Raw genomic sequence first — 26021 nt, forward strand, 5'->3', positions numbered from 1 at the left:
CACTGGCCGCGCGGCGGCCTATGACAGCGCGATGCAAGATGGGGCGGATAGCTGGCAGGTCTGGATCGACCGGGGCGGAACCTTCACCGACGTGGTGGCGCGCCGCCCCGATGGGCATGTGGTTACCGCCAAGCTGCTGTCCGAGGATCCGGCCCGGACCGAGGACGCGGCCATCGCCGCCATCCGCCAGCTGACGGGTGCCAAGGACGGGCCGCTGCCGCCGGTTGACGTGCGGATGGGCACAACGGTTGCCACCAATGCCTTGCTGGAGCGCAAGGGCGAGCCGACCGTGCTGGCGATCACCCGCGGCTTTGGCGATGCGCTGCGGATCGGAACGCAGGAACGGCCCGAACTGTTCGTGCGCCGGATCGACCTGCCCCAGCCGCCGCATGCCCGGGTGATCGAAATTGCCGAACGGGTCATGGCCGATGGAACGGTGCTGACCCCGCTGGACGAGGCGACGGCCCGTACCGCCTTTGCCGAGGCGGTCGCGGCAGGCTTCCGCTCGATCGCGATCGTGCTGATGCATGGCTATCGCTATCCGGCGCATGAGGCGCGGCTGGCCGAACTGGCCCGCGCCGCCGGGTTCACCCAGGTTTCGGTGAGCCACGAGGTTGCCCCGCTGATCAAGCTCATCGGACGCGGCGATACCACGCTGGTCGATGCTTATCTTTCGCCGGTGCTGCGCCGCTATGTTGACCAGTTCACCGCCGCGCTGGGCGGGGCGGGGCGGGCGCTGTTCATGCAATCGAGCGGCGGGCTGGCGGGCGGCGCGCGATTCCGCGGCAAGGACGCGATCCTGTCCGGCCCGGCCGGCGGGATCATCGGCATGGCGCGGACGGCCGAGGCGAGCGGTGCGCCGCGCGTGATCGGTTTCGACATGGGCGGCACCTCGACCGACGTCAGCCACTATGCCGGGCAGTTCGAGCGTGACAGCGAGGTGCGCGTCGCCAATGTCCGCATCCGTACGCCGATGCTGCGGATCCATACCGTGGCGGCGGGTGGCGGTTCGATCTGCCGCTTCGATGCCGGGCGGCTGGTAGTCGGTCCGGAAAGCGCCGGGGCCGTGCCGGGGCCGGCCTGTTACCGCAATGGCGGGCCGCTGACCGTGACTGACTGCAACGTGATCCTGGGCAAGCTGCGCCCCGATCATTTCCCGCACCTGTTTGGGCCCAATGGCGACCAGCCGATCGATACCGCAGTGGTGGCGCGCAAGCTTGCCGAAATGGCTGCGGCAATCCGGGCCGAAACCGGGCAGATCTTCACGCCCGAGGCGCTGGCCGAAGGCTTCATCGCCATTGCCGTCGCCAACATGGCCCATGCGATCAAGCAGATCTCGGTCGCGCGCGGGCATGACGTGACGGGCTATGCCCTGTCCTGCTTCGGCGGGGCGGGCGGGCAGCATGCCTGCCTGGTGGCGGACGAGCTTGCGATCGATACCGTGCTGGTCCACCCGCTTGCCGGCGTGCTTTCGGCCTATGGCATGGGCCTTGCCAGCGAGGCGGCGGTGCGTGAGCGGACGCTGGCGGTGCCGCTGGTGGACGGCACCGGTGCGGCCCACGCACTGGCTGACGAACTGGGCGAGCTGGTGCACGCTGAACTGGGCAGCGCCGCTGCTGAGGTCCACACCAGCCTGTTCTTGCGCCGCGAAGGCTCTGAAAACACCATCGAACTGCCGCTCGGCGCGCCGGACCAGCTCGCCAGCGCCTTTGCCGCCGCGCACCGGGCGCAGTTCGGCTATGACGGCGATGGCGCGCTGGTGATCGACCGGGTGCGGGTGGAGGCCATTGCCTCGGGCGAAGCCTCGGGTGCCCTGGCCTGGCCGCTGCCCGAAGCGGCTGGACCGCCACTTGAGACGGTCGAATGCCATCTCGCGGGGGCGGCGCATCGGGTGCCGGTGTATGACCGCGCCGCGCTTCCTGTCGGTTTTGCCGCACAGGGGCCGCTGATCGTGATCGATCCGCTGGCCACGACGGTGGTCGAACCCGGCTGGGCGCTGGCGGTCGACCCGGATGGCACCTTGCGGCTGACCCGCAGCGCGCCGCGCGCCGCGACGGTTGCCAGCGGGACCGAGGCCGACCCCGTCCGGCTCGAAATCTTCAACGGCCTGTTCATGGCGATTGCCGAGGAGATGGGCTCGGCGCTCGCGCGTACGGCCATGTCGGTCAACATCCGCGAGCGGCTCGATTTCTCCTGCGCGATCTTTGATGCGACTGGTCGGCTGGTCGCCAATGCGCCGCACATGCCGGTTCACCTCGGCTCGATGGGCGAGAGCGTCCAGGCGATCCTGCGCGAGCGCGCCTGTGGCAAGGACGGGCGAGGTATCAGGCGCGGCGATGCCTATGTCCTGAATGCGCCCTATGCCGGGGGTACGCACCTGCCCGATATCACGGTGGTCATGCCGGTCTTCGTACGCGCGGGAGCGGAACCCGATTTCTATGTCGCGGCGCGTGGGCATCATGCCGACGTCGGCGGGATTGCACCGGGTTCGATGCCGCCGACCAGCCGCTCGATCGACGAGGAGGGCGTGCTGCTGGAGAATGTCCTGCTGGTCGATGAAGGCCGCTTCCTTGAGGCGGAGATCGCGGCGATCCTCTCCTCCGGACCATACCCGGCGCGCAACATCGCGGCCAATGTGGCTGACCTGAAGGCCCAGGTCGCCGCATGCGCGCGCGGGGCGGCGGGGCTGGAACGAGCCTGCGCCGAGCACGGCAGCGATGTGGTCCGCGCCTATATGGGCCATGTCCACGCCAATGCCGAGGAAGCCGTGCGCCGCCTGATCGGGCGGCTGGAGGATGGCGCGTTCCGGTATGAACTGGATAACGGCGCGGTGGTTGGCGTGGCCGTGCGCGTAGACCGCGTGGGCCGCCAGGTAACGATCGACTTTGCCGGAACCAGCGACCAGCTGCCCGGCAATTTCAACGCGCCCTTCAGCGTGGTCCGCGCGGCGGTGATGTATGTCCTGCGCACGATGATCGACGATCCGATCCCGATGAACGAGGGCTGCCTGGTCCCGGTGACGATCCTCGTACCCGAAGGCTGCATGCTGCGCCCGCGCTATCCGGCGGCGGTGGTGGCGGGGAATGTCGAGACCAGTCAGGTGGTCACCGATGCGCTGTTCGGAGCCTTCGGCGCCATGGCCGCCGCACAGGGAACGATGAACAACCTGACCTTCGGCAACGAGCGCTATCAGTATTACGAAACCATCGCCGGCGGCTCTGGCGCTGGGCCGGATTTCGACGGGACCAGCGTGGTCCAGACCCACATGACCAACAGCCGCCTGACCGATCCCGAAGTGCTCGAAACACGCTTTCCGGTGCTGCTGGAAGAGTTCTCGATCCGGCGCGGCTCGGGCGGGGCGGGGCGGCATCGCGGCGGCGACGGGGCGCTGCGGCGGCTGCGGTTCCTTGAGGCAATGGAAGCGGGAATGCTGGCCAATCGCCGCAGAATTCCGCCATTTGGCCTCGCTGGCGGAGCGCCGGGCGAGGTCGGTGCAACACGGGTCGAACGAACCTCAGGTGAAGTTGAGGTTCTCGAATCTACTGCCGGAACAGTCATGCAGCCGGGCGATGTGATGGTGGTTGAAACGCCGGGTGGGGGAGGTTTCGGACAATGAGTGAACTATGGGTGCTAAGTGGCATTGCTGTCATGGTTCTGGGCTTCGTGCTGCGCTTCAATCCGCTGCTGGTGGTGGTCGCCGCAGCCGGGGTAACCGGGCTGGCGGCGGGGCTCGATCTCCACGCCATCGTCTCGGCCTTCGGCAAGGCCTTCAACGATACCCGCTATGTCAGCGTGGTCTGGATCGTGCTGCCGGTGATCGGCCTGCTTGAGGCGCATGGGTTGCAGGAGCGCGCCCGCGGCGTGATCGCCAGCCTGAAGGGCGCGACCACCGGCCGCTTGCTGACCGGCTATCTGCTGATCCGCCAGATCTCCGCTGCGCTGGGGCTGACTTCGGTCGCTGGTCATGCCCAGACCGTTCGCCCGCTGGTCGCCCCCATGGCTGAGGCGGCGGCCGAAGGGCAGGCCGAACTGACCGAGGACCAGCGCGAGGAGGTCAAGGCCATGTCGGCGGCGACCGACAATGTCGGGCTGTTCTTTGGCGAGGACATCTTCATCGCGATCGGTTCGATCCTGTTGATGGTCGGCTTCCTCGAACAGCAGGGAATTACGCTCTCGCCGTTCGAACTTTCGGTCTGGGCGATCCCGACTGCCTTTGCGGCCTTCTTCATCCATGGCTTCCGGTTGTGGCGATTGGACCGACGGCTTGATCGCAAAGGAGCCGGGCAATGATCGGGCTGCCTTTCGTTTATGGCTTCGCGGGTCTGACCTTCCTGGCCTTCGCGGTTCTTTCGCTGCGCGATGCGACCAATCCGAAGCGCTGGGGCAACGGGGCTTTCTGGGGCCTGCTGGCGCTGTCGATGCTGGCGGGCGACCGGCTGGGCGATTTCGGCAATGGTCTGCTCGTCCTTGCCCTCGTTGCTATTGCCGGGACCGGGCAACTTGGCCGGGGCAGCGGCGGCACTGCGCCCGAGGTGCGGGCCGAGCGGGCGACGCGGCATGGCAACCGGCTGTTCCTGCTCGCGCTGGTGATCCCGGCAACCGCGCTGATCGGCACTTTCGGGTTCGAACATGTCCCGGGGCTGGTCAATCCCAAGCAGGTGACGCTGGTCAGCCTGGCGCTGGGCGCGCTGCTGGCGCTGGTCATCGGCATGGCCTGGCTGCGGCCGCATCCCGCAGCACCGGTGCAGGAAGGGCGGCGGCTGATGGATTCGGTCGGCTGGGCGGCGATCCTGCCGCAGATGCTGGCCAGCCTTGGCGCGGTCTTTGCCCTCGCCGGGGTGGGGGACGTGGTTGGGCAACTGATGGCAGGGGTGATTCCCGAAGGCAGCCTGGTTGGCGCGGTCATCGCCTTTGCGCTGGGCATGGCGCTGTTCACGATGATCATGGGCAATGCCTTTGCCGCCTTCCCGGTGATGGCGGCGGCGATCGCCGTGCCCTTGCTGATCCGGCAATATGGCGGCGATCCGGCGGTGATCTGCGCGATCGGGATGCTGGCGGGTTTCTGCGGCACGCTGATGACGCCGATGGCGGCCAACTTCAACATCGTGCCGGCTGCGCTGCTCGAGCTCAAGGACCGTAACGCCGTGGTCAAGGCCCAGGTCGGCACGGCGCTGCCGCTGCTGGTGGTCAACACGCTGTTTATCTGGTGGTTTGCCTTCTGATGACACACCTTGATGCCACCCACGCCGCGCGCTTCATGGCGCTGACCACCGGGCACCTGACCCGCGAGTACCCGCACAAGCTGGACCACGTGCTCGATGGGCCGGAGGACGCCCGCACACCGCGCGAACTGCACCCGATCTTCTTCGGCAGCTTCGATTGGCATTCCTGCGTCCACGGCTGGTGGCAGGTGCTGCGGCTCGCCCGGTTTTATCCCGATCTGCCTGAGGCCGAGCGGGTCCGCGCGCTGGCGGCCGAGATGCTGACGGCGGACAACTTCGCGGTCGAAACCGCCTATCTTGCCCGGCCATCGGCGCGCGGTTTCGAGCGGCCCTATGGCTGGGCCTGGGCGCTGGCGCTGCATGGGGAAATGGTCCTCCACAGCGCGCCGTGGGCCCGCCATGCCGATGCCTTTGCCGCCGCCTTTGCCCGCCGGTTTCATGATTTCCTGCCGATCCAGACCTATCCGATCCGCGTCGGCACGCATTATTCCTCGGCCTTCGCGCTGACCCTGGCGCGCGACTGGGCGTTGACCCATGATCCGGCGCTCGTCACCCTGATCGATACCAGGGCGCGCGACTGGTTCGCGAACGATGCCGATTGCCAGGCCTGGGAGCCAGGCGGGGACGAGTTCCTGTCCTCGGCCCTGACCGAGGCGCTGCTGATGAGTCGGGTGCTGGGTCAAGACTTCGGAAGCTGGTTCGACCGCTTCCTGCCGCGCGCTGCGCAAGGGTTGCCTGCGACCCTGTTTACCCCTGCCACGGTCTCCGATCGCAGCGATGGCAAGATCGCCCATCTCGACGGGCTGAACCTCAGTCGCGCCTGGTGCTGGCGAGGGATCGCGGCGGCCTTGCCCGCAGCCCATCCAGTGGTCGAACGGGCCCGGCAGACCGCCGAATTGCAGCTTGCCGCAGCCCTGCCACACTTGGGCGACGATTACATGGGTGAGCACTGGCTAGCCAGTTTTGCCCTGCTTGCGCTTGAGTAAAAGCACCGGTAAACAATGCCATAGTGGCATTTTGCAGCTTCCCCCTTGCGTCAGTGCGGGGGCTGCCGCGCGCCGGACGGCTGCAACGGCTCGGCCGGTGCAAGCGGGACGGGCGCGGTCGGGATCTGGACTGCGGGCGTCATCCGGTTCGGTGACCAAAACGCCGGCCTGAACAACCAGTCCTACGAGTTCGAATCCGAAGGGATCACGATCGGTGCCGACTATCGCTTCAGCCCCAACTTCGCGGCGGGCCTGGGCATCGGGTTCGGGCGTGATACGGTCGACATCGGCAAGAACGGCTCGCGCAGCCGGGGCGAGGCCAAGACGGTCGCGCTCTATGCCAGCTACCCGCCGGGCAGCGGGATCCTCATCGACGGCCTGGTCGGCTAACAGTGGCTCGACTTCGACCTGCGGCGCTATGTCACCTCGACCGCACGCCTGGTCGACCCGCAGCGCAGTGGCCATCAGTGGTTGGGTTCGGTCAGCCTTGGTGCGGATCTGATGCGGGGCAAGTGGCAGTTCACGCCCTATGCCCGGCTCGACTTCTCGCGGGCGCGGCTTGAGGGCTATACCGAAAGCTCGGGATCGGTCTTCGACCTGACCTTCCTCGACCAGTCGGTGGACTCGACCTCGCTCGGCCTCGGCACCCGGCTGCGCTACAGCGCTGACCTGGGTGGCGGGACCCGGCTCTACCCCGAGCTCAAGGCTGAGTACCTGTGGCAACTCGATCGCAACGGCGATGAGCTGGTGACCTATGCTGACCTGCTGGCCGGACCATACTCGGCCCTGCGGCTCAACACGCTGGACCGCGACGAACTGGTGCTGGGCGGCAACCTCGACCTCGAATTGCGCAGCAACTGGCTGTTCGGCGTCGAATACCTTAGCCGGTTTGCTTCCGGCGTCGGGTCTGACAGCACGGTCAAGGTGGTCATCAGCCACGAATTCTAAGTTACCCGCAAGGGTCGCGCGGGAACGCCGGGGGGTGCCATGCATCCCCCGGCGAACCTGTCTTCGCAACTGCTTTGGGCCTCGCTCAAAGGGCTGCCGGAAAGGCACAGGATACCGGTAGACCCTGTTGCGTCGCAGCGGATTGCGGCCAAGCGCAATTGGCCGATCAACAGGGCTGCTCAAGTGCTGCGTATTTTGTGAAGCAGGCAGCGCGGCGGGTGCTGGCGCGCAGCCGCCAATCGGCCTAGTATTGCTGCAAGAACAAGCAGGTGGGGGAAGCGCGATGGGGCAGTTCTGGGCAAGCTTTGCCGGACAGGTGACGATGGCTGTGGCGCTGCTGGCGCTGATCGGCTTTCTGACCTGGCGGACGACGACCAAAGCCGCCCACCCGGCGCACGATGGCTCGGCCAAGGACGTTTATCTCGCCAGTGGGGGCCTGAAATGGCTCTATGTCGCGGGGGCAATCACGCTGACCAACCTCTCCACCGAACAGCTGGTGGGGATGAACGGCAATCAGATGCTTCTGCTGGCCTGGTGGGAACTTGCCGGGTTTGTCGGCCTGCTGATCCTGGCCTTCGTCTTCGTGCCGGTCTATTACCGGACCGGCTGCACCACGGTGACCGAACTGCTGGAACAGCGCTATGACGGCGGCTCGATCCGCACGCTGATTTCGGCGCTGTTCCTGATTGGCAATATCCTGATCTACCTGCCAGCCGCGCTCTATTCGGGCAGCCTGTTCCTCAAGTCGATGTTCGCGGTGGACTGGCCGCTCTGGTACTTTGCCGCGCCGATGGCGATCGTGGCCGCGATTTACACGATGATGGGCGGCCTGCGCGCCGTGGCGGTGATGGACACCTATTCCGGGATCGGCGTGCTGGCGATTGCCATGCTGGTGGTGATCCTGGCGCTCAATGCCATCAACTGGGATTTTTCGGGCATCCCGCACGAACGGCTGACCATGGTGGGTGATGCGGATTCACCGATTCCGTTCCACACCCTGTTCACCGGGATGCTGTTCATCCAGATCTTCTACTGGTCGACCAACCAGAACATCACGCAAAAAGCCATGACCGCCCCCACCGTGCGCGAGGCGCAGAAGGGCGTGCTGGCCGCAGCGGCGGTGCGGATCCTGATCATCCCGGCGATCGTCGTGATCCCCGGCGTGGTCGGATACAAGCTGTTCGGCGATGTCGACGATGCGGCCTATGGCCAGGTGGTGGCCGCCGTCTTGCCGCAGTGGTTGTCGGGCGCCTTTGCCGCGATGATGGCAGCGGCGGTGATCGCGCATACGGCCGCCATCCTCAACAGCTCGGTCGCGCTCTATGCGGTGGACTTCCACACCAAGTTCATCCGCCCGGTGCAGGATCACCGGCGGTTGGCGGCGGTTGTTTCGGCCGTGCTGACGGTCACCACGATCCTGATGGTGCCCGTGTTCCAGAACGCCAAGTCGATCATCAACCTGTTGCAGCAGCTGAACGGCCTGTCTTCGATGCCGATCCTTTCGGCCTTCATCGTCGCCCTGCTGTTCCGCGGCGTCGCGGCGCGGGCGGCGATTGCCGGGGTGGTCTGGGGTGTGGCGCTCTATGGCCTCTACACTTTCGCCTGGCAGCCAGCCGGCCTGATCGGCTTGCACTACATCGATTTCATGGTGGTGACCCTGGTCACTTCGGTGCTCTTCGCGCTGGGCTTCAACCGCCTGGTATTGGGGCGGAAGGCCCGCTTTACCGGTTGGCGGGGAATTGCCGAGGCCAAGGCCTGACTGCCTTGTAAGGTCGCGGTCACATCATGGTCTGACCAGCATCAGACGAATCGCATCAGCGCGTAACATGCGCCGCCTACCCGCTCCCCGAACCTAACCAACGGGGAAACCATGCGTAAACTGATTGCTGCTCTGCTCGCTTCTTCTGCCCTGCTGCCGCAGGCTGCCCTGGCCACCGCGGCCGAGACTTCCGAGGCCACCACCGAAGCCGCTGCCGAAGAGGCCGAGATCATCGTGCTGGGCCGGGGCGAAACCCGCCAGGTCCAGGAAGTGAGCCAGCGCGACATCGCCGTTCTGCTGCCCGGCACCAGCGCGATCCGGGCAATCGAGAAGCTGCCCAGCGTCAATGTCCAGTCGGCTGACGCTTTTGGGAATTACGAATGGTCGACCCGCGTCACCATCCGCAGCTTCAACCAGAACCAGCTGGGCTTCAATTTCGACGGCATCCCGCTGGGCGACATGAGCTATGGCAATCACAATGGCCTTCATATCAGCCGCGTGGTCAGCCCGGAAAACATCGGCTTGGTCCGCGTGACGCAAGGCTCCGGCGCGCTGGGTACCCAGTCGACCAACAACCTGGGCGGCACGGTTGAAACATTCTCGCTCGACCCGCTCGATCGTTTCGGCGGCCGGGCCAATGCCACCTATGGCAGCGCCGAGACGATGCGCGGCTTCGTGCGGTTGAACCTGGGCAGCAGCGATGGGGTGCGCGGTTTCGTGTCCTATGGCTATGGCTCGACCGACAAGTACAAGGGCAGGGGCCAGCAGGATCAGCACATGGTCAATGCCAAGGTGGTCGTGCCGCTGGGCGAGGCGCAGCTCGATGGCTGGTTCAGCTATTCGGACCGGCGCGAGCAGGATTACCAGGACATGTCGCTGAGCATGCTGGCGCGGCTTGGCTATGACTGGGACAACACCTTCCGCGACTATAACCTCGCGATCCAGCTGGCCGATATCGCCAACAACCGGGGCGAAACCGGTGCGCCGATCTCCAACGCAGCGGCCGGCACGGTCTATCCGGGCAGGATCACCTCGGCTGACGATGCCTATTACGACGCTTCGGGCCTGCGCAAGGACACGGTTGCCGCGATCGGTTTCAAGAGCCCGCTGGGCGAAGGTATCAAGCTGGCGCTGCGCGGCTATTACCACCACAATCGCGGTATGGGCCTCTGGGCCACACCCTATGTGCCCAGCCCCAATGGCGTGCCGATCTCGATCCGCACGACCGAATACAAGATCGACCGGGGCGGGGTCTTCGGCCGGATCGACTGGGAAAGCGGGATCAACACGCTGTTGGTCGGCGGCTGGTATGAAGCCAACACGTTCAACCAGGCCCGCCGCTTCTATGGGTTGGAAAGCCGCGCCAATCCAGGGCGTTCGTTCCGCGACTACCCAACCAACCCGTTCTTCACCCAGTGGGAATTCGATTTCGACACCGAGACGCTGCAGTACTTCGTGGAAGACCGGATCGACCTGGGCCAGGTGAAGATCAACCTGGGCTGGAAGGGCTTCAAAGTCACCAACGAAGCCAAGGCCGTGGTTGCCGCCAGCTTCCCGCAGGGCAAGATTGACGCGACCGACTGGTTCCAGCCGCACGTTGGCGTCAACCTGTCGCTGGGGGACAATGCTGAAGTCTTCGCCGGCTTCACCCAGGCGACTCGCGCCTTTGCCTCGGCCACCACGACCGGGCCGTTCTCGACCAACCAGGCCGGGTTCAACTCGATCGTCAATACGTTGAAGCCGGAAACCTCGGACACCTATGAACTGGGCGCGCGCTTCAACAGCTCCAACTTCAACGGCGTGGTCGGGGTTTACCTGGTCAACTTCAAGAACCGCCTGCTCTCGGCGGCCAGCGGCCCCAGCATCGTCGGTAGCCCCTCGGTGTTGCAGAACGTCGGTTCGGTCCGGGCGGTCGGGTTCGAGGCGCTGGGCGATCTGAAGCTGGGCGGCGGGTTCGGCCTGTTCGCGTCCTACAGCTATACCGATGCGACCTATCGCGATGACGTGCGCAACCTGTCGGGCACGCTGCTGGCGGCGATCAAGGGCAAGACCGTGGTCGACAGCCCCAAGCACATGCTGCGCGGCGAACTGACTTATGACCAGGGTCCGATCTTTGGCCGGATCGGGGCGAACTACATGTCGAAGCGGTTCTTCACCTATACCAACGACCAGTCGGTTCCGGGCCGCACGGTGGTGGATGCTTCGATCGGTTATCGCCTGACCGACCGGATCGAGGTGCAGCTCAATGCCACCAACCTGTTCGACGAGCAGTACCTCGGCACGATCAATTCGGGCGGCACCGGCAACAGCGGGGATCGCCAGACCCTGCTGGTGGCGGCTCCGCAGCAGTTCTTCGCCACGCTTAAGGTCGGGTTCTGATCCGACCCACGAAGTCCCTCCCGGGGTGCGGATGCCTGACGGTATCCGCACCCCTTCCTCATGGACCAGGGAGGGATACAACCGGCACACCGCAGGCACCAACCCGGCACTACAGGATCACACCATGACCACCAGGCATCCGATCACGCGCCGCTCAGCCATTGCCGGCCTTTCTGCCACTGCCGCGCTGGCGACCCTGCCGGTCAGCGCGCGGGCCATGGAGCGGACCAACCGGGTTTTCCGCCACGGCGTGGCCAGCGGTGATCCCGATGCGACCAGTGTGGTCCTGTGGACCCGGATCACGACCAGCGCGCCGCAGGAGGTGACCTGGGAGCTCGCCGACAATCCCGGCTTTGCCCCGATCCTGCGCCAGGGCCGGTTCGCCACCGGGCCGGAGCGGGATTATACCGTCAAGGTGGTAGCCGATGGGCTGGAGCCGGGCCGGGCCTATTTCTATCGCTTCCGTGCCGGTGGGGCAGTCTCACCGGTCGGCCAGACCCGCACCCTGCCGGTCGGCCGGGTCGAGCGGCTGGGCATCGCGCTGGCTTCGTGTTCCAACTATGTCTTTGGCTTCTTCAACGCCTATGACGCGATTGCCCGCGATGCGGCGGTCGATTTCGTCCTCCACACCGGGGATTACATCTACGAATATGGCGCGGACGGCTGGGGCGTGGAGATCGCCCGCCAGCTGGGCCGGGTGCATCAGCCGGCCGGGGAGATCGTCTCGCTCGCCGATTACCGGATCCGTCACGCCCAATACAAGACCGATGCCGGGGCCCAGGCCATGCATGCTGCGAAGCCCCTGCTGGCTTGCTGGGACGATCACGAGAGCACCAACAACCCCTGGGTGGGCGGGGCGCAGAACCACCAGCCCAAAACCGAGGGTGAGTGGACCACCCGCCGCGCCGCCTCGATCCAGGCCTATTTCGAATGGATGCCGGTGCGCGAGCCGGGGCCGGGCCGCACCCGGATGCAGTTCTGGCGCACCTATGTGTTCGGCGATCTGGCCACGCTTTCGACCCTTGAAACCCGCCACACCGCGCGGGCCGAGCAGATCGATTACGCGCCATACCGCAAGACCATCGCCAGCCATGCCGACGTGGCAGCGCTGGAACGCGATGTCATCGGCGCGCCGGGCCGGCCGATGCTCGCCCCCGAACTCGAAGCCGATCTGGCCGCCGCCTGGTCCCGCTCGAAGGAACTTGGCCAGCCCTGGCGGCTGATCGGCAATCCCATGCCTATCGCCCGCACCCGCGTGCCCGATGTGGTGCGGCTGGACCTGATCCCTGATCCGGCCAGCCAGGCGAAGCCGCTGCCTGCAGCGGTTGACCTCGCCTGGAAGGGCAAGTGGAACCTGCCGTTCTATCCCGATACCTGGGATGGCTATGAATGGGCGCGCGAGCGGCTGTACAGCCAGGCCCGCGCCGCCGGGGTCGATGACCTGGTGTTCCTGACCGGTGACAGCCACAGCTTCTGGGCCAACCGCCTGGCCGATGCTTCGGGCCGGCCGATCGGGCTGGAACTGGGTACGGCCGGGATCACCTCACCGGGGGATTTCATCGAAAGCGGGTTCGATCGGTTGACCGCGGCACGGCTCGACGCCGCCTTTGCCGAACACAACCCCGAGGTGATCTGGACCGACAACCTGCACCAGGGCTATGTCCGCCTGGAGCTGGGTCGCGCGACCGGCCGGGCCACTTTCGTTGCGATGAGCAACATCCGCAGCCAGCGCTACGCCACCCGCGCGATCAGTCAGTGGCGGCTGCTGCGCGAGGGTGGCGGGCTGGAACTCGTCCGACTTTGATTGCGGCCGAGGCCCCGGGGGCTTTGAGCGACTGGGCGCCTATCGCTCGGCGCCGGTTACGCACGCGGGCACTTGGGCCCGCATTGGCAAGATCAGAAGCTCCAGTTTACCGCGGCGACAACAGTCGCCTTGCCGAGCGGTGTGAAGGCCCGGGCGGTGTCCATGTAGCTTACCGAGGCCTCGAAGCCCGAGCCGAGATCGTAGGTGAGGCCCAGTTGCCAATCGCGCTTGGCATCACCGAAGGCACCGTCCTCGATGCCGATCGAGCCATTGATCGCGATCGGTGTGTCGCCGATTGGCGCCTTGCCGCTGATGTAGACATAGGTGTTGTCGAGGCCGCCAAGATTATCCTGTTTGGGGGCGTAAGCGACGCCCACCTTCAGATCCGTCTTACCGATGCTGGTGCCGATCGCCGAATTGAGCTCGTAAAAGTTGAACGCACTGTTTCCGGGGTAGACGAAATAGGTTCCGCCCACCTCGATATTCGCCTTGCCGACCGAACCGCTCCAGCCGACGGTCCAATCGGTCTCGAGTTCGTCAGCAGAGCCATCCAGCGCGACATTCGATGCCCAGACGCTCGCGTAGAAGCCCGACTTGTGGTTGAGGCTGAGTTCACCGGACAGGGCCGGCTCATCATCCGAAAGCGAGATGCCGCGATAGCGATAGTCGGAGGAAGCCGACAGGCCGCCTTCCAGCGTCCAGTCCCTGACAGTCTCGGCCATGGCCGTGGTAGGAGCCGCGGCAGCCAGGATTGCTGCGCCGGTAAGTAGACGAAAACTCAAGGTAACCTCCTGTTAAATTTGTAAGAAATTGGTGCCGGGCCTTACTCCGCCGGCAATGTCTGAAGAGTGACGGTCGCCGTGGCGCCGCGGCCGCGGCCGTCGCTGCACAGCGTGATCGAACCACCCATGGCGTTGATGGTGTTGGCGCACCAATGCAGACCAAGACCTCCAACCTTGTCCGAGCGGGTCGAAAAGCCGCTTTCAAACAACTGGTCGGCGATCTCGGCCGGGAAGCCTTCGCCATCATCGCGGATGGTGATGATGCAATGCTGCTTGTCATCCGAAAGCCGCGCCCGGATCGATACGCTGCCACCTTCCCGTCCGCTCGCGACGATGGCTTCGGTCGAATTTGTGATCAGGTTTTCCAGCACTTGGCGAAGGAGCAGGCGGTTCCCGCAGGCGGGAAGCTCTTCGGGGCAGTCGAGAACCACGCCAATCCGTTGATCACCCTTGAACTTTGCGATGTTGGTTGCGTCGCGCAGCAGGGCGCGCACATCCAGCAACTCGTCCATGCGCGTTGGACGCTGATGCTGTTGGTTGCCGGTGATGACAGCCAGGGTCTCGGCCAGGTTATGGTTGGCCTGGTGCGCGTAACCCCCGATCTCGTCGAGCGCATGGACGATATCCTCGCGGGTCGCGGCAATGTAGGTAATCAGCCGTTCCCGGCGATCTGCGGGCGTTCCTTCATCACCCAGTTCGACGAGCGCCCGCTCGAAATTCGGGGGCATGACCTTGCCGACCTGGTCGCTGAGCAGGCCGAGGATAACCTTGATCGGGCTGAGGCTGTTGCGCACGTTATGCATGACGCCCACCGCGGCCTGCGAGCGCCCAAGTTCGAAGGATTGGTCCTCGTTCTCGGCACGCAGGCTCTCGAGTTCGTCGAACAAGGCGTTGAACTCGTCCTGCAGCTTCACGATCTCCTTGGCTCCACCAACGGATGTCACTGTTGTCAGGTGTCCGGTTTCGCGGATGCGGTTGACGTCGCGGCTCAGCGCACTGACCGGCCGGACAATCAGGTCGGAGATGCGCCAGCGCAGGGTCACGAGCATGGCTGCGCCGACCAGCAGCAAGGCGATGATGAGTGCGATCTGCAGCTTGTCCCCCACCGCCATGAGATCGCGGCGAATATCGAAGGAAACGCTGCCGACAATGGCCTTGTCATGGGCCTCGATTGGCAAGGTGATCCGCAGGTTCGATCCGTCGCGCACGACCACCTTTTCGCTATTTGCGCCACCAAGCGACAGTTTGCCTTTGACCTGGAGCGCCTTGTTGAAATCAGCGATCGCGACGGGCTGGAAGAAGACCACGTAGCCGCGCGAGGGGCCAGCTAACGAACTCGGGAGGATTGAGGTGCCGCCAAGAACGAACAGCCGCCGGTCGAAAATGATGAAAGAATGAAAGTCCTTGCCCGGGATGGCGAGCTTGCGAAACGCCGGCGCCGTCACGATCCGCTGGAACGCCGCGGCAAGATCGGGGCGGGGCTCTCCATCCCTGTCAAAGTAGGCTGTTGAAGCGCCGCTGCCATCAAATCGAACGAAAGCCAGGCCCTCGATGCCCGCGTTGCGGAACGATTCAGGGTTGATGTTACTTTCAGCGAATTCGCGATTGAAATTGTTGATGTAGCTGTGGGAATCGTCCCAGATTCCCCAATCGCGGGCCCGCAGGACAATGTTGTCCTGCACATCCTCGAAATAGGCATTGGCGCGGGCCTCTTGCCGCTGGGCGTCCGCCTCTTCGAGCTGCGTGAAACTCAAGTGGATGATCAGCGAAATTGCGAGCAAGACGAGCAGAGCGGCTGTGCCGCCGATCAGGCACAGGTTCAGCAGCAGCCGCCCATTGAGATTGAGCTGCCGATCAAATCGCGCAAAGCTGTCCAGGGCCGCTTGGGCCCGCATTGCGAGTAAAGTCATTGTCGGGAATGGCCTTGATCTAGCGCGCGTTGGCGGTGATGCATTCGGGCGCTGTCTTGGGGGTGCCGAACAGGTACCCCTGCATGAAGCCGCAATTTGCCTGCTGAACGAGGCGGAATTGCTCCTCGTTCTCGATCCCTTCGGCCACTGTGATCAGCCCGAGGCTTTCGGCGAGTTGGCCAATTGCGCCGACGATCTTGGCCGATTGCTTGTCGCTGTTGATGCCCACGACAAAGCTGCGGTCGATCTTCACGCAGTCCACCTCGAAATCCTTGAGGTTGCACATGCTCGAAAATCCCGTGCCGAAATCGTCAAGGGCGACGCGGAAGCCCATGGCCCGCAGTTCCGAGAGTTTCTTCGACATCTCGGCAAGATTCCTGGTCAGCGCGGTCTCGGTAATCTCGAGCTGAACCTTTTGCGGCGCTATGCCGAATTCGCGAACCTGGTTGACCAAGGTCTCGATCCAGTCTGGCTGGTCGAACTGACGCGGCGAGATATTGATCGAAGTCAGCATGTCGGGCCACGAACGTGCGTCCGAAAGCGCGCGGGTTATCACCCAGTGGCCGATCCGGTCGATAATCCCGCATTCCTCGGCAATGGGAATGAAGACCGCGGGTGAAACCGAACCGAACTCGGTGCTGGACCAGCGCAACAGGGCCTCGTAGCCAACCCGTTCGCGAGTGTCGGACAAGATGATGGGCTGGTAATGCAGTTCGAACTCGTCGTTCTCGAAAGCGCGCAGCAACCCTTCTTCGAGGCGCTGCCGGAACCGCTTGCTGTTATCGAGATCCGCATTGAAGATTGCGATCCGGCCACCCCCGGCCGCATCTGCCTCGACCAGTGCGAGTTCCGCGTATCGAAGCAGGTCCTGGGCCTCCGTCTCCGCGAAAGCGCGGCATTCGACCATCCCGCAACTGGCGCCGAGCTGGACGCCCTGTTCAAAGATCGTGCGGCTGGCGGTGCAAATGCGCAGCAGATGACCCAGCGATGCTTCGGCAGCCGCCATGTCCTCGCCGCGAAACAGGACTGCCAGCTGGTCACTCGAAATCCGGGCAAGCATTGCCTCGGCCGGCACATTGTTCTGCAGATCGGCAACCACGGCGTTGAGCAGGGCATCGCCGGCATCGTGGCCAAACATCTCGTTGATCGAGTTGAGCCGACGGATCCCGATGAAGGCGAGGTAGAGAGTGTCCGCTCCAAGCGCCTTTTGGCGAACCAGTTCAGCCTGGAAGGCGAGACGGTTGGGAACTCCGGTCAGGTGGTCGTGATTGGCCATGTGCTGGGCGCGAGCCTCGCTGGCGGCCAGTTCGACAACCTTTTCGCGCAACAGCGCGAGTTGGTTGGTATCGTGATCCCAGCGATCGACAAGCGCCTGGGCCATTTGCCGGACTTCGGCCACTGCGAAGGGCTTCTGAATGTAGAAGATCTTGTGTGGCGGCCCGGCCACCGCGGTGATTTCCGTAACCGAGTGATCCGAGTAGGCCGTGACGATGACAATGTTGATGTCCGGATCGATCGCCCTGATCCGGCGCGCAGTCTCCTTGCCGTCGATTCCGGGCGGCATGCGCACGTCAATGAACGCGACCTTGTAGGGTCGGCCGGCGGCCAGCGCCGCTTCGACAAGGGCGACACCCTCCACGCCCTGGCTGGCATAGGTCACCGCAAAGCCCGGTTCCGCATTCTGGCTTGCCGCGACGACTGGCGCCGCAACGGGATGACCAAACAATTCCGTGTCGAGTTGCCGCGCCAGCGACGGCGCGCGTTCGTTGGTCGAACCTTCCAGAATATGACCGTAGGCCTCGCGGACGGACTCTTCGTCATCAACCACTAGAATGCGCATGGGACTTCCTTATCTTGCCCATGCCCCATATTCCGCGTTCGCTTATTTTACGCGGAACGCTGCCATACGCGAATTCTGTTAGGGATGACTTGTCGCACCCAGTGTTTGATTAATTTGCTCCCCGGGGATTTGACCGCTTTCCTTGCGGAATGTCGCGGTTGCGCTTCACGCTGGCAGGGCCGCCCGGGGCCCTGCCAGCCTGAGCTTGCGCATGGCTGCCCTGCCGCCCGCTGCAGCTCCGCAGTAACCTAGTCGGCCCAGTGCAGGGCTTCCGGACATTCGCCTCGGCAGCGAGCCGGAGTGGCTGCGCTCGATATGGTTCAACGCGATCATCAGGATGCCGGTTACCTAAAGCCCTGGGTGAGCGGACCATCTGCACGCAAACTGTGGCAAGTGGCACAGCTCAGGCAGCGGCGCTCGTCGACAGTTGCCTGATCTGCGGACAGTGCAGCAGCAGCGTTTCGTCAAGCGCCACCGGTAACGAGGCCGAACAGGGCTAATGCAAGTGTAGTCAGTATCTGCCCTTGGCCTTCCCGCCTGCGACCGGAGGAGACCCGACCAACTTGACGACCATGTTGGGTAGTTGGGAATCGTCCCAATCGGATCTTGGCTGCCCGATGCGGACGATCACCAGTTCTTCGCTGGGGATGACATAGACCCGCTGCCCACCGGAACCGTCGAGGTAATAGGTGTCGTCACGGGCAAAAGGCGCGCGAGATTCGATTACAGCGGGGATGCCGGGGCCATAGGTGCGTTTCGGATTGTAGGGGGCGCCTCGCCAGACGTTCCAGCCAAAATTGGCATCGCCGGGTTGACCGATTGGCAGGTTTTTCGCGTTGTAATCTGACCGTCACCAAACTTTCGCGGTCGTGTCACCTGGTGCGCGTAGCGGCGATCCCGAAGCAACAGTTTCGGGGAAACCATCATGAGTTCGCTGCGCCAGTTCCGTACCATCCTGCTCTGTTCGATCGGCGCCATTGTGCCGCTCGGGGCGGCCCAGGCCGAAGAAGCCGCCGAGGCGGCCGAAGCCGATGCCATCGTCGTCACCGGGGCCCGGCCGATTGCCGAGTCCGAAGCTGCCGCGCTGAAGGTCCAGCGCGAGGCGGATTCGCTCGTCACCGTGGCGGCGTCCGATTCGGTCGGCCGCCTGCCCGACCAGAACATTGCCCAGGCCGCGAGCCGCCTGCCCGGCATCGCGATCGAGCGGGACCAGGGGCAGGCGCGCTACATCTCGCTGCGCGGCGCGCCCAATTACTGGACCACGCTGAGCTTTGACGGGATCAACGTGGTCAGCCCCGAAGGCCGCGATGCGCGGTTCGATTCGGTCCCTTCGGCGATTGCCGCGCAGATCGTGGTGTCCAAGGCGGTAACCCCGGACATGCCGGGCGAAACGGTGTCGGGCAACGTCAATGTCATCACCCGTTCCGCCTTCGACTATTCCGGCCTCCACGCAGCAGGCAAGGCCGGGATCGGCTTTGCCGAACTGGGCGACAAGCGTGAATACGAAGCCTCGCTGGTGCTGTCCGACCGCTTCCAGGCGGGCGATGGCGAGATCGGGGTGCTGCTGTCGGGCAGCTTCTACGAGCGCAACATGATCACCGACAATTTCGAGAATGACTGGGAACGCGTCTCGCAGGACCAGCGGCCAGGTGCCGCGACCCGCTTCTGGGTGCACGAGACCGAGAACAAGCTCTATCGCCTGACTCGCAAGAACTGGTCGGTCTCTGGCCGCCTCGACTGGAAGCCGGACAGCGCCAACACCATCTCGCTGCGCTCGATCTACACGATCTTCACCGACGACGAAGCGCGCGACAACTATCGCTTCGATCTGGATGACCGGCAGGGTGACCTAGTGGCCAATGCCGCAGCCTGCACCATCACGCCCTCCACTACGCCGACCACTTCGGGCTATGCCGACGTCTGCATCGGTAACACGCCGCTAAAGGGCACGATCTATGGCATCGACATCCGCCAGCGCTCCACGCTGCGCGCCTTCCGCCAGTCGATTTTCACCAACACGCTGGAAGGCAAGCACGACTTCGCCGATGGCTGGAACCTGACCTGGCTAGGCAACTATACCCAGTCGAAGGATGATCGCTCGGTCATCGGCGAGATCGCGTGGGACAGCCCCTCGACCCGCACGCTGCGCCCGACTGTGGGTTATGACTTCAGCGATCCGGGTTTCGCGCGGCTGACGCTGTTCAACACGCTGCAGCTATCCAGCCCGACCCGGTTCCAGGCTGGCGCCCCGGTCACCGCAATCGACAGCTTTGCCAAGGCGCCCAGCAGCCTTACCGTGCTCGATGCGGTCGACACGACCGATGCCTATACCGGCAAGCTGGTGCTCAGCCGCGAAACCGGGTTCTTCGGGGGCGATGCCGTGATCAAGGCGGGTTTCCAGTTCGACCAGCGCACCAAGGTGGTGGACGAAAACCGGATCCAGATGACTAGCGCGGCGCAGCTGGCCCAGGTGGGCATCCCGACCGATTACAACGCCTTCTCGCTGGATCAGCCGTTCCTCGGGGCAATCCCGCTGGGCTATACCTTCCGCTATTTCGATCCGGCCAAGATGAAGGCCGTGGCCGCGAATGCGCGCCAGGCCTTCACCTTCGCCCCGGTCACCGGCAACATCTTTGACGTGCGCGAGCAGGTCTTTGCCGGGTTCGTGATGGGCACCGTCAAATATGACTGGGGCAGCATCCTGGCCGGTGTTCGCGTCGAACACCTCAGGAATCGCGGGATTGCCACTGGCACGGTCGCTGGTGTGACCGGCCCGGTCATTGCGGAATCGAGCCGGACCATGGCGTTCCCCAGCATGCACCTGAACTTCGATGTCGATGATACCAAGAAACTGCGTCTGTCGTTCAACAGCGGCGCGGCCCGGGCCGATTATGACCAGCTGCGGCCCAATGTGACCGTCAACGATCTGGCCCGGACGATCTCGGGCGGGAACCCGGGCGTTAAGCCCGAGCGGGCCTATGGCGTCGACGCCTACTTCGAATGGTATCTGCGTCCGCAGGGGTACCTGATGGCCGGCGTGTTCTACAAGAAGGTCAAGGACGTGCTTTACACCCAGACCCGCAAGTTCGGCTCTGATGCGCTGAACAGCGGGGGTATCGACCGTTCCGACTATGATTTCAGCGGGATCACCAATGGCGGCGATGGCCGGGTCTATGGTTTCGAGGCAGCCGCCCAGCTGCAGCTGGAACCCTGGACCGAAAGCCTTGGCCTGCCTGAATGGATGGGTGGCTTCGGGATCAGCGCCAACCTGACGTTCAACAACAGCGAAGTGACCAAGCCCGCGATCGGGGCCGTCCCAGCCCGCAAGGTCCGCCTGCCCGGCACCTCGGACGTGGTCTACAACGTGGGCGCCTATTACGAGAAGTATGGCCTGTCGCTGCGCCTGCAATACCAGCGCCGCAGCACATGGCTGGATGGCATTGCCGACGATCTGACCGACGGCGGCGATACCTATTGGGCCGCCGATGACGAGCTCGATTTCTCGGCCCGCTATGCGATCACACCCAATGTCGAGATCTATTTTGATGCCTCGAACCTGCTCAACAAGCCGGGTCGGCGCTATTCGGAGCCGGGCAACCTGCTGACCGCCACCGGTACGCCGACACCCGCGATCACCAGCCAGACGATCGAGTGGGAACGCTTCGGCCGCCGCTATAGCGGCGGCGTGCGGGTCAACTTCTGATGCGTCGCCTTGCTACATTGGCAATGGCTCTGGTCTGGGTTGCCCCGGTGACAGCCCAGACAGCGCCGGTAACTGCGCCCGTCACTGCCCAAGTGGCCGCGCGGGCCGAGACCGTGCCTGTCGGCACCGCCAATGACGATGCGGCCGACGATCCGGCGATCTGGCGCAATGCCGCACGGCCTGCCGCCAGCCTGATCGTCGCGACCGACAAGAAGGCTGGCCTTTACGTGTACGGCCTGGATGGCAAGGTGAAGAGCTTTACGCCGGCTGGTCGGGTCAACAATGTCGCGCTGGTCGACATGGGGGCCGACATGGGCCGGGCTGGGGTGATCGTGGCGGCGAGTGACCGCAACGACGAGGCCAACGCGAAAATCCAGCTTTACCGGCTCGACCCCCGCAGCGGCGCATTGACCGGGCTGGGTGCGGTGGCGGGCGGTGCGGGTGAGGGTTATGGTCTGTGCCTGTGGCGCGAGGGGCGGGCGCTGAATGCCTATTCGGTGCTGAAGCACGGCGCGGTCCACCATGTGTGGATCACGCTGGATGGCACGCCCACCGGCACCGAGGTTCGCAAGCTGCAGCTGGCTACCCAGACCGAGGGCTGCGTGGTCGATCCGCGCAGCAAGACGCTTTACGTTGGCGAAGAAGGCCGCGGCGTCTGGGCCTTCGATGCTCGCGCTAATGGCCCGATCGATGGCAGGCTGGTGGTCGAAGTCGACAATCGGCAGCTGGTGGCGGATGTGGAAGGCCTCGGAATCGTGACGCTTGGTCGCCGCGCCGGATGGCTGATCGTTTCCAGCCAGGGCGATAATGCCTTCGCGCTGTACAGCCTTCCCGACTACCGCGCATTGGGACGGTTCAGGATCGGTGCCGGTGCATTCGGCAGCGTCGAGGAAACTGACGGAATCGAAGTGCATAAGGGATCATTCGGACGGGACTATCCGGGTGGGCTGTTCGTGGCCCAGGACGGGCACAATGAACCTGCCGCGCAGAACTTCAAACTTGTGTCCTGGCGCGATATTCTGCGCGCCGTAACACCTGAGAACGAGGACCAGCAGCAATGACCATCACCCGCCGCGGCTTTACCGCCACCAGCATTGCCGCGCTCGCCCTGGGTGGCTGGGCCCGGCTCGGCTCGGCCCAGGCGGGGGACAGCTATCGCAACGAAGTGCCCGGCTATGGTCCGTTGAAGGCCGACCCGGCGGGCTATTTCGACCTGCCCGAGGGCTTTTCCTATCGGGTGCTGGCGAAGGCGGGCGAGGTGATGGACGATGGCTTCATCGCACCCGACAATTTCGATGGCATGGGCTGTTTCGCCTTGCCGGACGGCAAGCTGGCGCTGGTCCGCAATCACGAGCTGAGCCTGGGCAGCGAGGCCAAGGGGCCGGCGGGCAAGGATGCGGCGCTGGAAGCGCGGCTGGCTGCGGCTACGCCGTTCGATCGCGGGCAGGGCGGGCGGGTGCTGCCCGGCGGCACGACCACGCTGGTGCTCGATGCCAGGGGTGAAAAGGTGCTGCGCCAGCACCTGTCGCTGGCCGGTACCTCCACCAATTGCGCCGGCGGGGTGACGCCCTGGGGCTCGTGGCTGACCTGCGAGGAAACGGTCGTGGCCGCGCCGCGCACCGGGACCAGCCACGGCTGGGTCTTCGAAGTGCCCGCCGCAGCCACGGGGCTGGTCGCACCGGTGCCGCTGAAGGCAATGGGCCGCTTCCGCCACGAGGCTGCAGCGGTCGATCCGCGCACCGGGATCATCTACCAGACCGAAGACCAGGACGATGGCCTGTTCTATCGCTTCATCCCCAAGGTGCCGGGCAAGCTGGCCGAGGGCGGAAAGCTGCAGGCGCTGGCCCTGGTCGATGGCCACCGCGACAGCCGCAACTGGAACGGCGCCGATTTCGCGCCGCGCAGCACCCGCGCCGTGCGCTGGATCGACCTGGCCGATGTCGAAAATCCCAAGGATGATCTGCGCCAGCGCGGCCATGCCGCCGGGGGCGTGCGCTTTGCCCGGGGCGAGGGGATCCACCTCGGTCGGCGTCCGCGCGGCGGGGTGGAGTTCTTCTTCACCTGCACTTCGGGCGGACTGGGCCGCTATGGCCAGATCATGCGCTATGTCCCCTCGCCGGTTGAGGGCAAGCCGGGCGAGGCGAAGCGGCCGGGACGGCTGGAGCTGTTCCACGAATCGACCGATCCGCAGCTGATGGACTATGCCGACAACCTGACCGTCGCACCCTGGGGCCACCTGATCGTCTGCGAGGATCGCACCGGCAGCAAGATCAACCACCTGCGCGGCGTGACGCCGGACGGGCGGACCTATACCCTGGCGCGGCTCAATGCCGATACCGAACTGGCCGGGGCCTGCTTCTCGCCCGATGGCAAGACCCTGTTCGTCAATGCCTATGCCCCGGGGCGGACCCTGGCGATTACCGGGCCGTGGGACGCCCTCCGCGCGTCATAGTCACCAAGCTGTAACATGGCGCCCCCATCTGCCATCCAAGGGCAGTAACGGAATCGGGCGCGAGGATGGCGAGGGCAAGAGGCAGGCGGGCAAACTGGGCGCCTGTCCTTGGACCGGAACGGTTCTTCAACCGCGAGCTCAGCTGGCTGTCGTTCAACCAGCGCGTCCTGGCCGAGGCTTGCAACCCCGACTATCCGCTGCTGGAGCGGCTGCGGTTCCTGTCGATTTCGGGCAACAACCTCGATGAATTCATGATGGTTCGCGTGGCGGGCCTGGCCGGGCAGTTGCGCCGCCAGATCGAGGAAGTCTCGATCGACGGACTGACCGCTGCCCAGCAGCTGAGCGCCGTGCGCGATGCGGTGCGCGAACTGGAAGCAGCCCAGCAGGAAGTCTGGCACGAACTACGCGATCTGCTGGCGGCACAAGGGATCCGGCTGGCCGATGGGCAGAAGCTGGCAGGCCCGCAGGCACGCTGGCTGCGCGATTACTTCGTCGAACACATTCTGCCCGTGATCACGCCCCAGGCGATCGATCCGGCGCACCCGTTTCCGTTCGTGGCCAACCAGGGCATGGGTATCCTGTTCCCGCTGGTCCGCGTCAGCGATGGCGCGGCGGTGATGGAAATGGTGTTGATCCCCCAGGCCCTGCCGCGCTTCATCCGCCTGCCGGGCCCGGACGCGGTCTATATCGGCATCGAGGACCTGCTGTGCCGCAACGCCGCGCTGCTGTTTCCCGGCTTTCGGGTGCAGGGCCACGGCGTGTTCCGCGTGCTGCGCGACAGTGACCTGGAAATCGAGGAGGATGCCGAAGACCTGGTCCGTTATTTCCGCACCGCGATCCAGCGGCGGCGGCGCGGCTCGGTGATCCTGCTCCACTTGCAAGGCGATATCGATCCGGCCGCCGAACAGCTGCTGCGCGAACAGTTGCGGCTCAACAAGGCGATGGTGCTGAAAACCGATGGGCTGATCGGGATCGGTGGCCTCGCCGCCCTGATCGACGAGGATCGGCCTGACCTGAAGTTCGAACCCTATAGCCCGCGCTATCCCGAACGGATCCGCGAGCACGACGGTGATTGCTTCGCCGCGATCCGCGAGAAGGACATCATCATCCACCACCCTTACGAGACCTTTGAGGTGGTGGTCGATTTCCTGCGCCAGGCGGCTGCCGATCCCGATGTCATCGCGATCAAGCAGACGCTGTACCGGGCGGGCAAGCAATCGGCGGTGATCGCCGCGCTGATCGCCGCAGCCGAGGCGGGCAAGTCGGTTACTGCCGTGGTCGAACTGAAAGCCCGTTTCGACGAGGAGCAGAACCTGCACTGGGCATCCCAGCTGGAACGGGCCGGGGTCCAGGTGATCTATGGTTTCGTCGAGTGGAAGACTCACGCCAAGGTATCGATGGTCGTGCGGCGCGAGGGCGGGGGGCATCGCACCTACTGCCATTTCGGCACCGGCAATTATCACCCGGTCACGGCGCGGACTTATACCGATCTCAGCTTCTTCACCGCCGATCCGCGCGCGGGGCGCGATGCCGGGCGGCTGTTCAACTTCGTCAGCGGCTATGTCGAGCCGCGCCGGATGGAGCTGGTCGCCATGGCCCCGCTCAACATGCGCGAGACGTTGTATGACCGGATCGATGCCGAGGCCGAGAATGCCCGGGCCGGCAAGCCTGCGGCGATCTGGGCCAAGCTCAATTCGCTGACGGACTCGCGGCTGATCGACCGGCTCTATGCCGCCAGCGCCGCCGGGGTCCAGATCAGCCTGGTGGTGCGCGGGATCTGCTGTCTGCGCCCCGGCGTGCCCGGCCTGTCGGACAATATCATGGTCAAGTCGGTGATCGGCCGGTTTCTGGAGCACAGCCGGATCTGGGCCTTTGCCTGTGGGTCGAACCTGCCGAGCGCAAGGGCCAAGGTCTATATCTCCTCGGCCGACGGGATGACCCGCAACCTCGATCGCCGGGTCGAATTGCTGGTGCCGATCCGCAACCGCACGATCCATGACCAGGTGCTGGGCCAGGTCATGCTGGCCAACCTGCTCGATACACAGCAGAGCTGGCTGCTCGGCCCGGACGGCAGCTATCGCCGGGTGAGCCGGGGCGCGGAGCCGGGCGAGGCCCCGTTCAACCTTCATCGCTATTTCATGACCAATCCTTCGCTGTCCGGGCGGGGAACGGCGCTTGCCAAGGGGCGCAAAGTGCCCAAACTGGCGCTGCGGCGCGGCGCTGCCTGACAGGAACA

At 64.8% G+C, this 26021-nt stretch carries 14 protein-coding genes and 1 pseudogene; 12 read left to right on the forward strand and 3 right to left on the reverse strand.

Annotated elements, in window-relative coordinates:
* Nucleotides 1-31: 31 nt before the first annotated feature.
* The 8 genes and pseudogenes from O9281_RS13825 to O9281_RS13860 all read left to right on the forward strand — a co-directional run bounded on the left by O9281_RS13825 (nucleotide 32) and on the right by O9281_RS13860 (nucleotide 13098).
* Nucleotides 32-3616 carry a hydantoinase B/oxoprolinase family protein gene (locus O9281_RS13825; protein ID WP_298187002.1) on the forward strand — a complete coding sequence of 1195 codons (3585 nt, stop codon included), beginning with the start codon at nucleotides 32-34 and terminating at the stop codon, nucleotides 3614-3616.
* The gene (locus O9281_RS13830; protein WP_298187003.1) at nucleotides 3613-4290 is read left to right on the forward strand and encodes a DUF969 domain-containing protein; all 678 of its coding nucleotides are present in this window, start codon (nucleotides 3613-3615) and stop codon (nucleotides 4288-4290) included. The genes O9281_RS13825 and O9281_RS13830 overlap by 4 nt, the downstream gene beginning before the upstream one ends.
* Nucleotides 4287-5222, forward strand: coding sequence for a DUF979 domain-containing protein (locus tag O9281_RS13835; RefSeq protein ID WP_298187005.1), 936 nt, complete (start codon nucleotides 4287-4289; stop codon nucleotides 5220-5222). Before O9281_RS13830 ends, O9281_RS13835 begins: the two co-directional genes overlap by 4 nt.
* Entirely contained in the window at nucleotides 5222-6208 is a 987-nt protein-coding gene (locus O9281_RS13840) for a DUF2891 domain-containing protein (protein ID WP_298187008.1), read from the forward strand. The genes O9281_RS13835 and O9281_RS13840 overlap by 1 nt, the downstream gene beginning before the upstream one ends.
* A 45-nt stretch (nucleotides 6209-6253) precedes the next feature.
* A pseudogene (locus tag O9281_RS13845) lies at nucleotides 6254-7156 on the forward strand (autotransporter outer membrane beta-barrel domain-containing protein).
* A gap of 283 nt (nucleotides 7157-7439) precedes the next feature.
* Nucleotides 7440-8915, forward strand: coding sequence for an SLC5 family protein (locus tag O9281_RS13850; RefSeq protein ID WP_298187010.1), 1476 nt, complete (start codon nucleotides 7440-7442; stop codon nucleotides 8913-8915).
* A 111-nt stretch (nucleotides 8916-9026) separates the two neighbouring features.
* On the forward strand, nucleotides 9027-11294 hold the full coding sequence (locus O9281_RS13855) for a TonB-dependent receptor (RefSeq protein WP_298187012.1): 2268 nt from the start codon (nucleotides 9027-9029) through the stop codon (nucleotides 11292-11294).
* A gap of 124 nt (nucleotides 11295-11418) precedes the next feature.
* On the forward strand, nucleotides 11419-13098 hold the full coding sequence (locus O9281_RS13860) for an alkaline phosphatase D family protein (protein WP_298187013.1): 1680 nt from the start codon (nucleotides 11419-11421) through the stop codon (nucleotides 13096-13098).
* Between the two features lie 92 nt (nucleotides 13099-13190).
* Here the strand turns inward: O9281_RS13860 and O9281_RS13865 are convergent, their stop codons facing one another.
* From O9281_RS13865 to O9281_RS13875, 3 genes are read right to left on the reverse strand one after another with little or no spacing between them, the layout of a single operon-like run.
* Complete coding sequence (locus tag O9281_RS13865; RefSeq protein ID WP_298187015.1) at nucleotides 13191-13880, reverse strand: TorF family putative porin; 690 nt, start codon at nucleotides 13878-13880, stop codon at nucleotides 13191-13193.
* 41 nt (nucleotides 13881-13921) lie between these two features.
* On the reverse strand, nucleotides 13922-15775 hold the full coding sequence (locus O9281_RS13870; RefSeq protein WP_298187016.1) for an ATP-binding protein: 1854 nt from the start codon (nucleotides 15773-15775) through the stop codon (nucleotides 13922-13924).
* A gap of 34 nt (nucleotides 15776-15809) precedes the next feature.
* Entirely contained in the window at nucleotides 15810-17630 is a 1821-nt protein-coding gene (locus O9281_RS13875) for an EAL domain-containing protein (protein ID WP_298187019.1), read from the reverse strand.
* Nucleotides 17631-18555: 925 nt separating this feature from the next.
* Here O9281_RS13875 and O9281_RS13880 point away from each other — a divergent pair.
* The 4 genes from O9281_RS13880 (at nucleotide 18556) to O9281_RS13895 (ending at nucleotide 26013) form a co-directional block, all read left to right on the forward strand.
* The gene (locus tag O9281_RS13880; RefSeq protein WP_298187021.1) at nucleotides 18556-21333 is read left to right on the forward strand and encodes a TonB-dependent receptor; all 2778 of its coding nucleotides are present in this window, start codon (nucleotides 18556-18558) and stop codon (nucleotides 21331-21333) included.
* Entirely contained in the window at nucleotides 21333-22394 is a 1062-nt protein-coding gene (locus O9281_RS13885; protein WP_298187024.1) for a phytase, read from the forward strand. Before O9281_RS13880 ends, O9281_RS13885 begins: the two co-directional genes overlap by 1 nt.
* Nucleotides 22391-23785, forward strand: a complete 1395-nt coding sequence (locus tag O9281_RS13890) for an alkaline phosphatase PhoX (RefSeq protein WP_298187026.1) — start codon at nucleotides 22391-22393, stop codon at nucleotides 23783-23785. Before O9281_RS13885 ends, O9281_RS13890 begins: the two co-directional genes overlap by 4 nt.
* Before the next feature lie 65 nt (nucleotides 23786-23850).
* Nucleotides 23851-26013 carry an RNA degradosome polyphosphate kinase gene (locus O9281_RS13895; protein WP_298187029.1) on the forward strand — a complete coding sequence of 721 codons (2163 nt, stop codon included), beginning with the start codon at nucleotides 23851-23853 and terminating at the stop codon, nucleotides 26011-26013.
* Nucleotides 26014-26021: the final 8 nt, after the last annotated feature.

The organism is Novosphingobium sp., from assembly GCF_027531025.1.
In the GTDB taxonomy this organism is placed as follows: domain Bacteria; phylum Pseudomonadota; class Alphaproteobacteria; order Sphingomonadales; family Sphingomonadaceae; genus Novosphingobium.

Bases quoted from the DNA above. Each gene is read 5' to 3' on its own strand.
- O9281_RS13875 (WP_298187019.1), bottom strand. From the start codon at position 17,630: ATGCGCATTCTAGTGGTTGATGACGAAGAGTCCGTCCGCGAGGCCTAC.
- O9281_RS13860 (WP_298187013.1), top strand. From the start codon at position 11,419: ATGACCACCAGGCATCCGATCACGCGCCGCTCAGCCATTGCCGGCCTT.
- O9281_RS13870 (WP_298187016.1), bottom strand. From the start codon at position 15,775: ATGCGGGCCCAAGCGGCCCTGGACAGCTTTGCGCGATTTGATCGGCAG.
- O9281_RS13825 (WP_298187002.1), top strand. From the start codon at position 32: ATGCAAGATGGGGCGGATAGCTGGCAGGTCTGGATCGACCGGGGCGGA.
- O9281_RS13855 (WP_298187012.1), top strand. From the start codon at position 9,027: ATGCGTAAACTGATTGCTGCTCTGCTCGCTTCTTCTGCCCTGCTGCCG.
- O9281_RS13840 (WP_298187008.1), top strand. From the start codon at position 5,222: ATGACACACCTTGATGCCACCCACGCCGCGCGCTTCATGGCGCTGACC.
- O9281_RS13830 (WP_298187003.1), top strand. From the start codon at position 3,613: ATGAGTGAACTATGGGTGCTAAGTGGCATTGCTGTCATGGTTCTGGGC.
- O9281_RS13880 (WP_298187021.1), top strand. From the start codon at position 18,556: ATGAGTTCGCTGCGCCAGTTCCGTACCATCCTGCTCTGTTCGATCGGC.
- O9281_RS13850 (WP_298187010.1), top strand. From the start codon at position 7,440: ATGGGGCAGTTCTGGGCAAGCTTTGCCGGACAGGTGACGATGGCTGTG.
- O9281_RS13895 (WP_298187029.1), top strand. From the start codon at position 23,851: ATGGCGAGGGCAAGAGGCAGGCGGGCAAACTGGGCGCCTGTCCTTGGA.
- O9281_RS13835 (WP_298187005.1), top strand. From the start codon at position 4,287: ATGATCGGGCTGCCTTTCGTTTATGGCTTCGCGGGTCTGACCTTCCTG.
- O9281_RS13890 (WP_298187026.1), top strand. From the start codon at position 22,391: ATGACCATCACCCGCCGCGGCTTTACCGCCACCAGCATTGCCGCGCTC.
- O9281_RS13885 (WP_298187024.1), top strand. From the start codon at position 21,333: ATGCGTCGCCTTGCTACATTGGCAATGGCTCTGGTCTGGGTTGCCCCG.